Here is a 10,929-nt window from a genome sequence, read left to right on the forward strand (position 1 = left end):
GATGACGAACCCCAAGTCCCCGGGTGAAGCGACCACATTGACGCCCACACCCACGCCTGCTCCCACTCCCACTCTCGTACGTGTCCAACGCACCTACCGGCTGGCCGTGCCCCCGGTCTCCGGGATCCTCCGCCCTCGCCTCGTGACGGTCGGCGCGCTGCTGGCCGTGGGCATGTTCATCCTCTTCTGCTGGAGCCTGACGATCGGCGACTACCCGATCGCCTTCGGGGACGTCGTACGCGCCCTGGTCGGGTCCGGCGACCCCGGTACCGTCCTCGTCGTCCAGGAACTGCGGCTGCCCCGCGCCCTGGTGGGGCTGCTGGCCGGCATCGCGTTCGGGGTGTCAGGCGGCCTCTTCCAGACCATGACCCGCAATCCTCTGGCCAGCCCCGATATGATCGGCCTCACCCAGGGCGCGGGTACGTTCGTGGTCGCGGGCATCGTCCTGGGCTGGGACGGCGGCCTCGGCACCCAGACACTCGGTCTGCTCGGCGCGCTGACCACGGCCCTCGTCGTGTACGCGCTGGCCTGGCGGCGTGGGACGACCGGCTACCGGATCGTCCTGGTCGGGATCGGCGTCGCCTGGATCTGTACGAGCGCCACCGACTACCTGGTCGCCAAGGGCGGCCGGTTCCAGGCGCAGGCCGCGCTGGGCTGGCTGGTCGGCAACCTCAACGGCCGTACGTGGTCGGACGTCGGCCCGCTCGCGATCGCCCTGGCCGCCCTCCTCCCGACGGCACTGCTGCTGGGCAGACTGCTGCGTACGCTCCAACTGGGCGACGACGTGGCGACCGGTCTCGGGACCCGCGTCCAGCCCGTACGCCTCGCCATCCTGCTCTCCGGCGTCGGCCTGATCGCCTTCGCGACGGCCTCCGCCGGACCGGTCGCCTTCGTGGCGCTGGCCGCCCCGCAGATCGCCCAGCGCCTCGCCCGCACCCCCTGGCCGCCGACGGTCGCCTCGGGTCTCACCGGGGCACTGATGGTGCTGGGCAGCGATCTGATCGCCCGTACGCTGATCTCCGGCACGGAACTGCCGGTCGGAATCGTCACCGGCGTGCTCGGCGCGCCCATCCTGCTCTGGCTGCTCGTCCGCGCCAACCGCGCGGGTTCAGGAGGCTGATCCCCATGTCGACGGACCCCACGATGCCGACTGACGCCCTGTCCACGGCCGAGGTCACGACCACCACCGAGGACACCATGCCGGCCGATCCCCTGCCCACGGCTTCGGAGCCGGCGGCCGACCCGGACCTGAGAGCGAAAGGCCTCCGGTTGTCGTACGACAACCGGGTGGTCGTGGACGGCCTTGACCTGGCGGTGCCGCCCGGGCAGATCACGGCGATCGTCGGCGCCAACGCGTGCGGCAAGTCAACGCTGTTGCGTGCACTGGCCCGCTTGCTCGTACCCCGCGAGGGCGCGGTCCACCTGGACGGACGGGCCCTCCAGTCCTTCCCCACACGGGAGTTGGCGCAGCGCTTGGGCATCCTGCCTCAAAGCCCGGTGGCACCGGAGGGGTTGACGGTCATCGACCTCGTCAACCGGGGCCGGTCGCCGCACCAGACCTGGTGGCGGCAGTGGTCCAAGGCGGACGAGCAGGCCGTGCACGAGGCGCTCGCCGCGACCAACATGACCGACCTCGCGGACCGTCCGGTGGACGAGCTGTCCGGTGGTCAGCGGCAGCGGGCGTGGATCGCCATGGCGGTCGCCCAGGGCACGCCGGTACTCCTCCTGGACGAGCCGACGACTTATCTCGACCTGGCCCACCAGATCGACGTACTGGACCTCATCACGGACCTCAACCGCCGCGAGAACCGCACGGTCGTGATGGTCCTGCACGACCTCAACCAGGCCTGCCGGTACGCCGATCACGTGGTGGCGATGAAGTCGGGGCGGATCGTGGCGGAGGGGGCGCCGGCGGAGGTCATCACGGCGGAGACGGTGGAGGACGTCTTCGACCTGAACTGCCGCATCACCCTGGACCCGGTCAGCAACACACCGATGGTCATTCCCATGGGCCGCCACCATCAGGACGTGCGTGCTGAGACGACACCCTGAGGATCGAGGGAACCGACATGCGGACGTGCGGACGTCGCCAGTTGAGCAACTGAAGGGTTTTCGCCCCCGCCGCCCCTACCCGTCCCATCCCGTTCCTGGGGGCTGCGCCCCCAGACCCCCGCTGTCGGCCTGAACGGCCTCGTCCTCAAACGCCGGACAGGCTGAGTGGGTGGTGCGGGCCGGCGCTGAAAGATCAAGCATCGGCCGGCACCCTCCAGCCCGTCCGGCATCCGACGACGACCGTGCCCAGCTCGCCCCTTCCTACCCACCCACTCCCCTCCGCCGATCTGCACCGGCCGTGGCATTTCAGCCCGTCCGGCGTTTGAGGACGAGCGCGTTCAGCGCGAAAGCGGGGGTCTGGGGGCGCAGCCCCCAGGGATGGGAATGGGTAGGGGCGGCGGGGGCGAGAGAACTACGTCAGGGACGCGCCGTCAGATACCCGCCCTTCGTCCGAAAGTACTCCGTCGCCGCGATCTCCGCCCCGTCCTCCGTCCGCACCCGCTTCACCAACAACCCCCGCAGCCGCCCGTGCCGAGCCTCCGCCACCGCAACGACCACGATGCCGTCGCCCTCCCGGATGAAGATCCGGCCCGGGGTGCCGCCATAGCAGCCCTCCGACACCGCCGCCTCGACGATGCGTATCCGCTGGCCCTCGTAATGCGTGAACGCGTTCGGATACGGGTCCCCGACTGGGCGCGGATCAGGCGTTCGAGGGACTCCGCCGGCCAGCTCCAGTCGATCCGGCTGTCCTCCAGTGATCGCTTGTGGAAGAAGCTCGCCTTGCTGCGGTCCTGCGGGATCCACTCCGCGCGGCCCGACGCGATGAGCGCGAGGGACTCGTGGACCACCGGTGTGATCAAGTCCACAGTGCGGAGTTCGGCGTCGTCCGGCGATTGCGCAGCAGCACCGGGATGCCGTGCTTCTCGGCAAGGTCGGCCACCGAGTCGTCCCAGATTTTTTCGTATACGTGGCCGCTCTTGGGGTGGGTGACCACCATGACCACCTCATGATCTGAGTCCAGCAGAGCCTGGAGCGTGCGGTGCCCCCAGGTCTGATAGCCGAACATGACGACCCGCATAGTCGATCCTTCAATAGGACACGCCATTGCAAGGTAAGGCTAACCTTATTTAATATCAGTGCGCCTAGGGGAAGGGAAGTTGCGGTGAACGCACTGCACGACGAACCGGACGCCATCCATGACGTGCTCGGTATCGGCTTCGGCCCGTCAAATCTGGCGCTGGCCATAGCCATCGCGGAACACAACGCACAAGCCGCGCCCGAGGAGCGCATTCGCGCCGAGTTTCTGGAGCGCCAGCCACGGTTCGGCTGGCACCGCGGCATGCTCATCGACGACGCGACCATGCAGGTGTCCTTTCTCAAGGACCTGGTCACCATGCGCAACCCGACCAGCGACTTCAGCTTCCTGTGTTTCCTGCGGGACCGCGGTCGGCTGGTGGACTTCCTCAACGCGAAGACCCTCTTCCCACTGCGGATCGAGTTCCACGAGTACTTCGAGTGGGCGGCGGCCCGGGTCGCCGCCCAGGTCACGTACGACGCCGAAGTCGTGTCCGTCGAGCCTGTGCTGACCGAGAGCGGCGAGGTCCGCTGGTTCGACGTCGTCAGCCGTGTGCCCGGCTCGCCGGAGCGTACAGTGGTCCGCCGGGCCCGCAACATCTCGGTGGCCGTCGGTCTCGAACCGCATGTGCCGCCCGGCACCGCGCTGTCCGACCGCATCTGGCACAACAGCGAACTGGTGCCGCGTGCCCGCGAGTTGAGCGGTACCGGTGCCTCCGTGGACCGCATTCTCGTCCTCGGCGCGGGCCAGAGCGGCGCCGAGGCGGTCGACTTCCTGCACCGCTCCTTCCCCGACACCGAGGTCTGCGCCGTCTTCGCCAAATACGGCTACACGCCCGCCGACGACAGCCCGTTCGCCAACCGGATCTTCGACCCGGAGGCGGTGGACGTCTACTTCCGGTCCGGGCCGGAGGTGAAACAGTCGCTGTACGACTATCACCGATCCACCAACTACTCGGTGGTGGACATGGACTTGATCGAGTCGCTGTACGCCACGATGTACCGCGAGAAGGTCCAGGGCAACGAGCGGCTGCGGATGCGCAATGTCTCCCGGATCCGGGACGTCGAGCAGTTGGACGACCGGCTGGACGTCACCGTCGAGTATCTCCCCACCGGAGAACGGGAGGTGCTCTCCTGCGACGTGCTCGTGCACGCCACCGGCTATCGCCCCCGGGACATCGACAGCCTGCTGGGCAGAGCGGCGAAACTGTGCCTGCGGGACGACAACGACGCCGTCCGGGTCGGCCGCGACCACCGGGTCGAGGCAGCGCCCGAAGTCACCGCCGGGATCTACCTCCAGGGCGCGACCGAGCACACGCACGGTCTCACCTCGACGCTGCTGTCGACGACCGCCGTACGCTCGGGAGAGATCCTCGACTCCCTGCTCGACCGTCGCACGGTCGATGCGGTCGATGATGCGGTCGATGCACACGCGAGCACCGGGCAAGCGCCATCAACTTAGGGTAGCCTTACCTATATTTCAGCCTGCCCAAGTGCACACATACGCGCTTAGGCAGGCCTTACTGGCCCCATCCGAAATCCGATCCCCGGAGGGGTGCGGGTGAGTAGTCCTTCACAGCTGTCGGGGCGGGACGTCCTGCGACAGACCGTCAGAGGGCAGCGGCGCGATGTCGTCGTCGGCTCGCTGCTCGGCTCCGGCCACCAGTTGGGCGAGGCCATGGTGCCGGTCCTGATCGGTCTGGTCATCGACCGCGCCGTCACGGGCTCCGACACCGGCTCCCTGGTGAGCTGGCTCGTCGTCCTCGCCGTCGTCTACGTCGGTCTCGCGCTCAGCTGGCGCCACAGCGCCTGGTCCGCCGACCGGGCCGCCGCCCAGGCCGAACACACCCTCCGTATCTCCCTCGTACGCCGGGTCCTGGCCCCCGGGGGCGGCGCGGAGGAGGGCCGGCTGCCCGGCGCCCTCGCCAACATCGCCACCGAGGACGCCAAGCGCGCCGGCGCCGTCAACATGGCGGCCATGGCCGGGATTTCGGCGCTCGCCGGCGTCCTCGTCAGCGCGGTCGTCCTGCTGCGTACGTCCGTCACGCTCGGCCTGGTCGTGCTGCTCGGCACTCCGGTACTGCTGTGGCTGGGCCATCTGCTGAGCAAGCCGCTGGAGTCGCGCAGCGAGGCCGAGCAGGAGCGGGCCGCGCACGCCTCGGCGGTCGCCGCCGACCTGGTGGCCGGTCTGCGTGTCCTCAAGGGCATCGGCGGCGAGTCGACCGCCCTGGCCCGCTACCGCACGACCAGCCGCGACTCCCTCCAGGCCACCCTCAAGGCGGCCCGCGCACAGGCCTTCCAGAGCGGCATGGTGCTCACCCTCACGGGTTGCCTCATCGCCGCCGTCGCCCTGGTCGGTGGCCGGCTCGCCGCCCAAGGGGACATCAGTCTCGGCCAGTTGGTGTCGGCGGTCGGGCTAGCCCTCTTCCTCCTCGGCCCGTTGGAAGTACTCGCGTGGGTCAACGCCGAGCTGGCCCAGGGCCGTGCCTCGGCGACCCGGATCGCGGAGGTGCTGGCCGCCCCGCACACCGTCACCCCGGGCACCGCGACCCTGGCCGAGCCGGTGCGCGGCGCGGTCCGCCTCACCGGCGTCAGCCTCGGCGGGCTCCAGGGCCTCGACCTCGACATCGCACCGGGTGAACTGCTCGGCGTGGTCGCGACCGACCCCGCGCACGCCACCGACCTGCTGCGCTGTCTGGCTCGCCTCTCCGACCCGGAGGCGGGCACCGTCGAGCTGGACGGCATCTCCCTGCGGGACCTGGACCCGGCCGAGCTGCGCACCGCGTTGCTGGTGGCCGAGCACGACGCGGACCTCTTCGAGGGCACCGTCCGCAGCAACGTCACGGCGGCGGCCCCCGACGGGGCCGACCCGGAGCCGGCGATGACGGCGGCCGGGGTGGCCCAGGTCGCCCAGACCCTCCCGGACGGCGAGGACACCGCGGTCAGTGAGCAGGGCCGCTCGCTCTCCGGCGGGCAGCGGCAACGCGTCGCGCTGGCCAGGGCGTTGGCGGCCGAGCGGTCCGTCCTGGTGGTCCACGATCCGACCACCGCAGTGGACGCGGTGACCGAGGCGGGCATCGCCACCGGAGTCCGGGAGATCCGCAAGGGCCGTACAACGGTGCTGGTGACCACGAGTCCCGCACTGCTGTCGGTCACCGACCGGGTCGTCCTGCTGGAGGACGGACGGGTGACCGACACGGCCCCGCACGCCGATCTGATACACCGTCATGAGACCTACCGAGCGGCGGTGCTGTCATGAGCGACCACGAACTCCCCGGCATGACACGGGAGTTGCTGCCCACGGCGACGCCCCGGCGCACCCGTGCCGCGGTCGGCGAACTGGTCCGCCCGCACCGCGGGCTCGCCATCGGCGCCTTCGCCGTGATGGTCGCCGCGACCGGTGTCGGACTGCTCGTCCAGCCGCTGCTCGGCCGCATGGTGGACCTGGTCGCCGACCACCGCCCGCCGGACGAACTCACCCTGCCCGTCGTCCTCCTGGTCCTGGTGGCCCTCGCCCAGGGCGGCACCACCGCGCTCGGACTGTCCCTGGTGTCCCGGCTCGGCGAGACCGTACTGGCCCAGCTGCGCGAGCGGTTCGTCGAGCGGGCGCTGCAACTGCCCCTGGAGCAGGTGGAGAAGGCCGGGTCCGGCGATCTCAACGCCCGGGTCACCCGGGATGTCTCGGTGGTCGGCGAGGCGGTGCGCAACGCGCTGCCCGAGCTGGCCCGTTCCCTGCTCGCCATCGTGCTGACCTTCGCCGCGCTGGCCGCCCTGGACTGGCGCTTCCTGCTGGCCGCGCTGCTCGCGGTGCCCATCCAGGCGGGGACCGCGCGGTGGTACGTACGCAACGCGGTGCCCCTGTACGCCGAGCAGCGCATCGCCATGGGGTCCCAGCAGCAGCAGCTCCTGGACACGATCGCGGGCGCCGGGACCGTACGGGCGTTCCGGCTGGAGGAGCCGCACACCGAGTCGGTGACCCGGCGGTCGTCCGCCGCCGTCGCGTTGACGATGCGGGGCGTGCGGCTGGTGCTGGGCTTCTACAACCGGCTGCACATCGCCGAGTACACCGGTCTGGCCGCCGTCCTGGTCACCGGGTTCCTGCTGGTGCGCGCCGACTCCGTGTCCATCGGTACGGCCACGGCCGCCGCGCTCTACTTCCACAGCCTCTTCGGCCCGGTCAACCAGGCCCTGGCCCTGCTCGACGACGCCCAGTCGGCGACCGCGGCGCTGGCCCGGCTGGTCGGCGTGGCGGACGTACCGGCCCCCGAGGCCACTCCCCCGGCGCCCACGGCACAGCACCGGGAGCCCGGCACGGTCACCGTGACCGGCGTCCACCACGAGTACGTGCCGGGACGTCCCGTCCTTCGGGACGTGCATCTCACGCTGGCCGCCGGGGAGCGGGTCGCGCTGGTCGGGCCGAGCGGCGCGGGCAAGACGACGCTCGCCAAGCTCATCGCGGGGGTGCACGAGCCGACCTCCGGCACGGTCCACCTCACCGGTGGGTCAACGTCCGCCGACAGCCTGCCCGTTGCCCTGGTCACCCAGGAGACGCACGTCTTCGCGGGCCCGCTCGCCGACGATCTGCGGCTCGCGCGCGCCGACGCGACGGACGAGGCCCTGCGCTCGGCCCTGACCGAAGTGGACGCGCTGGACTGGGTGTCGGGGCTGCCCGAGGGCCTGGACACCGTCGTCGGCGAGGGCGGGCACCGGCTGACAGCCGCCCAGGTGCAGCAACTCGCCCTGGCCCGGCTGGTGCTCGCGGATCCGCCGGTCGCCGTGCTGGACGAGGCGACGGCCGAGGCCGGCAGTACCGGAGCGCGGCTGCTGGAGAAGGCAGCCGACCGGGCGATCGAGGACCGTACGGCCCTCGTGGTCGCCCACCGTCTCACCCAGGCCGCGGACGCGGACCGGATCGTCGTCATGGACGGCGGGCGGATCGTGGAGAGCGGCACCCATGACGAGCTGTGCGCGGCGGCCGGCACCTACGCCTCCCTGTGGGAGGCCTGGTCCGGTACCCGCACCACAGCCGAGCAGCCCCCCACGCCCCGTCCCAGCACCGACACGACCACCACCATGAAGGACCACTGATGCTCGGCTCTCACAGAGGCTCTCGGCTCGCCGCGGCGCTCACCTCCGTACTGCTCCTCTTCGGTGCCGCGACCGCCTGCGGTTCCGAGGACGGCTCCTCCGACACGGCGGGCTCCACGGCCGGCGCGTCCGCCGACTCCGCGTTCCCGGTGACCCTGACGCACAAGTACGGCAGCACCACCATCGAGTCCGAGCCGAAGCGGATCGTCACGGTCGGTCTGACCGACCAGGACGCCGTGCTCGCGCTGGGCAAGGTGCCGGTCGGTACGACCGAGTGGCTGGGCGGCTACAAGGGCGCGATCGGCCCGTGGGCGGCGGACAAGCTGGGCAGCGCGGCGGTGCCGACCGTCCTCAAGGACACCGGCACGGGCCCGTCGGCGGAGAAGATCGCCGCACTCCGGCCCGACCTGATCCTCGCGGTCTACAGCGGTCTGACGAAGGCGCAGTACGACACGCTGTCGAAGTTCGCCCCGGTGGTGGCCCAGCCGAAGGAGTACAACGACTTCGGTGTGCCGTGGCAGGACCAGACCGAGATCATCGGCAAGGCGCTCGGCCAGGAGGCCAAGGCGAAGGAGCTGGTCACCGGGGTCGAGACCGACTTCAAGACGGCTGCCTCCGAGCACCCCGAGTTCGCCGGCAAGACCGGCCTGATGGCGACCCCGTACGAGGGCATCTTCGTCTTCGGCAGCCAGGACCCGCGCTCGCGCGTCCTCACGAACCTCGGCTTCAAGCTGCCCACCGACCTGGACAAGGTGATCGGTGACGAGTTCGGGGCGAACATCAGCAAGGAGCGCACCGACCTCCTGAACACGGACGCGATCGTGTGGATCGTCGCCGACACCACGAAGGACAAGGCGACGCTGCGCAAGGACGCCCTGTACGCGGACCTGAAGGTGGCCAAGGAGGACCGTGAGGTCTTCGTCAAGGAGAGCAGCGACTACGGCAACTCCGTGTCGTTCGTGTCGGTGCTGAGCCTGCCGTACATGCTGGAGCGGCTGGTCCCGCAGCTGTCGGCGGCCATCGACGGCAAGACGGACACGAAGGTGACCGAGCCGACCAGCTGACGTCCTCTCATATGGCTGTGGCCCGACCGGAGTTGCGGTCGGGCCACAGCCACATGGGGACTACTGCCGGCTCACGTGGTGGGCCTGATCTGCCACTGCTGGCAGTTGTTGTTCAGCCAGGTCCACTGGCGTACGTCGGCACCGTCCGCGGAGGAGCAGTTGGCGACGTCGGCGACCTTGCCGGTGGACTCGTTCACGATGCGCACGTAGTCACCGGTGGCGGTGTAGACGAGCCTGAACTTCTGGCAGTTGTTGTTCAGCCAGGACCACTGACGCAGATCCGTGCCGTCGGCCGTGGCACAGTCCGCGGTGTCCATCACCTTGCCGGTGGCGACGTTGACCAGCCGGCTGGTGTCGTTGGCCTGGTCCTCGATGCGCCACTTCTGGTTGGCGCCGCCGTTGCACGTCCACTGGAAGATGTTGGTGCCGTCGGCGGTGTTCCCGCCCTCCACGTCGAGGCACTTGCCGCTGTTGCGGTTCACCAGGGTGTACGCGGTCGGGGTCGCCGCGGTCTCACCGGCCGGGCCGGGCAGGGTGGTGCCGAGCGCGACCGGGGTGCCGAAGTTCGGGGTGCCGTCCGCGTTCCAGGTGAACTTCTGGGCGCGGGTGGTCCGGCCGTTGCCGCAGCCGCCCGAGGCCGAGTTGTTGGCGTGGTAGACGATCCAGTTCTCGGTGCCGTCCGGCGAGGTGAAGAACCCGTTGTGGCCCGGTCCGTAGACCCCGGCGGCGTCGTTGCGCTGGAAGACGGGCGTCTGCTTCTTCGTCCAGGAGGACGCCGACAGCGGGTCGGTGCCGGTGAGTTCGAGCTGACCGAGCTTGTAGTCGGCGGTCTGGCAGTAGCTCGCGGAGAAGGTGAGGAACGTCCGGCCGTCGTGGTAGAGCGGTTCGGGCCCCTCGTTGACGGGCGCCCCTGAGGTCTCCCAGGCCAGCGTCGGCTGGGAGATCAGGCTGAAGGTCGATCCGCTGATGGTGTACGGGTTGGTCATCGGCGCGATGACCAGGCTCTGCTTGCTGCCGCCGATGGCACCGCTGCCGACCAGGTAGAGCTTGCTGTTGTACTTCAGCACGGTGGCGTCGATGAGCCAGCCGCCCGGGTCGAGGTTGGACCCGGTGAGCTGGTTCTTGAAGGTGTACGGGCCCATCGGATCGGTGCCGGCGCTCTCCACGACGTACGTCCGCTGCTGGTCGCAGCAGGCGGCCCCGCTCGGCGCGCCGGAGTAGTACAGATACCAGTGGCCGTCGAAGAAGTGCAGCTCGGGCGCCCAGAAGTTGTTGTTGCGGGTCGAGGTGGTGTCGCTCCAGACCTGCACGCTGGGAGCCGTCGAAAGACCGGCCAGGGTCGGCGACTTGCGCATGGTCAGGACGCCGGTGAAGGACGTGGTGACCAGGTAGTAGTTGCCGTTGTAGTACTCGAGCCAGGGGTCGGCGCCCTTCTGCGACTTGACCGGGTTCGTGTACGGGCGCCCCTCGGCCGCGACGGCGGGCTGGATGCCCACGACGGGCACGAGCAGCGCGAGAAGCGCTGCCAGGAGGGTCAACCAGTGACGGGTACGGAACACAACAGGTCCCCTTCTTATGGCCACATTGTTCACGTTGTTCGAAATCCCGGACTATGTACGTAACTTCGACCAGAACATAGGTACGCGAGGTG

General features: G+C 69.9%; 7 protein-coding genes and 1 pseudogene. 6 read left to right on the forward strand and 2 right to left on the reverse strand.

All coding sequences use genetic code 11. The features are described 5' to 3' along the window. The first annotated feature begins 1 nt into the window (after window position 1). Together ACWCRB_RS08120 and ACWCRB_RS08125 are read left to right on the forward strand one after the other, a co-directional pair. Window positions 2–1,120 carry a FecCD family ABC transporter permease gene (locus ACWCRB_RS08120; RefSeq protein ID WP_450995238.1) on the forward strand — a complete coding sequence of 373 codons (1,119 nt, stop codon included), beginning with the start codon at window positions 2–4 and terminating at the stop codon, window positions 1,118–1,120. Between the two features lie 77 nt (window positions 1,121–1,197). Continuing rightward, the gene (locus tag ACWCRB_RS08125) at window positions 1,198–2,052 is read left to right on the forward strand and encodes an ABC transporter ATP-binding protein (RefSeq protein ID WP_450995314.1); all 855 of its coding nucleotides are present in this window, start codon (window positions 1,198–1,200) and stop codon (window positions 2,050–2,052) included. A 417-nt stretch (window positions 2,053–2,469) separates the two neighbouring features. Here the strand turns inward: ACWCRB_RS08125 and ACWCRB_RS08130 are convergent. Then, window positions 2,470–3,130 (reverse strand): annotated as a pseudogene (locus ACWCRB_RS08130) (methionyl-tRNA formyltransferase). A gap of 84 nt (window positions 3,131–3,214) precedes the next feature. On the opposite strand from ACWCRB_RS08130, the gene ACWCRB_RS08135 reads away from it, so the two are divergent. The 4 genes from ACWCRB_RS08135 to ACWCRB_RS08150 all read left to right on the forward strand — a co-directional run bounded on the left by ACWCRB_RS08135 (window position 3,215) and on the right by ACWCRB_RS08150 (window position 9,278). Continuing rightward, complete coding sequence (locus tag ACWCRB_RS08135) at window positions 3,215–4,588, forward strand: lysine N(6)-hydroxylase/L-ornithine N(5)-oxygenase family protein (protein ID WP_450995239.1); 1,374 nt, start codon at window positions 3,215–3,217, stop codon at window positions 4,586–4,588. Window positions 4,589–4,687: 99 nt separating this feature from the next. After that, window positions 4,688–6,385: an ABC transporter ATP-binding protein gene (locus ACWCRB_RS08140; protein WP_450995240.1), complete on the forward strand. Its 1,698-nt coding sequence runs from the start codon at window positions 4,688–4,690 to the stop codon at window positions 6,383–6,385. After that, window positions 6,382–8,214, forward strand: a complete 1,833-nt coding sequence (locus ACWCRB_RS08145) for an ABC transporter ATP-binding protein (protein WP_450995241.1) — start codon at window positions 6,382–6,384, stop codon at window positions 8,212–8,214. The genes ACWCRB_RS08140 and ACWCRB_RS08145 overlap by 4 nt, the downstream gene beginning before the upstream one ends. Further along, on the forward strand, window positions 8,214–9,278 hold the full coding sequence (locus ACWCRB_RS08150) for an iron-siderophore ABC transporter substrate-binding protein (RefSeq protein ID WP_450995242.1): 1,065 nt from the start codon (window positions 8,214–8,216) through the stop codon (window positions 9,276–9,278). Before ACWCRB_RS08145 ends, ACWCRB_RS08150 begins: the two co-directional genes overlap by 1 nt. Window positions 9,279–9,349: 71 nt before the next feature. Here the strand turns inward: ACWCRB_RS08150 and ACWCRB_RS08155 are convergent, their stop codons facing one another. Next, window positions 9,350–10,837 (reverse strand): family 43 glycosylhydrolase, encoded by a 1,488-nt coding sequence (locus tag ACWCRB_RS08155; protein WP_450995243.1) that lies wholly within the window; start codon window positions 10,835–10,837, stop codon window positions 9,350–9,352. Window positions 10,838–10,929 lie beyond the last annotated feature (92 nt).

Source organism: Streptomyces sp. NPDC002156 (assembly GCF_053593675.1).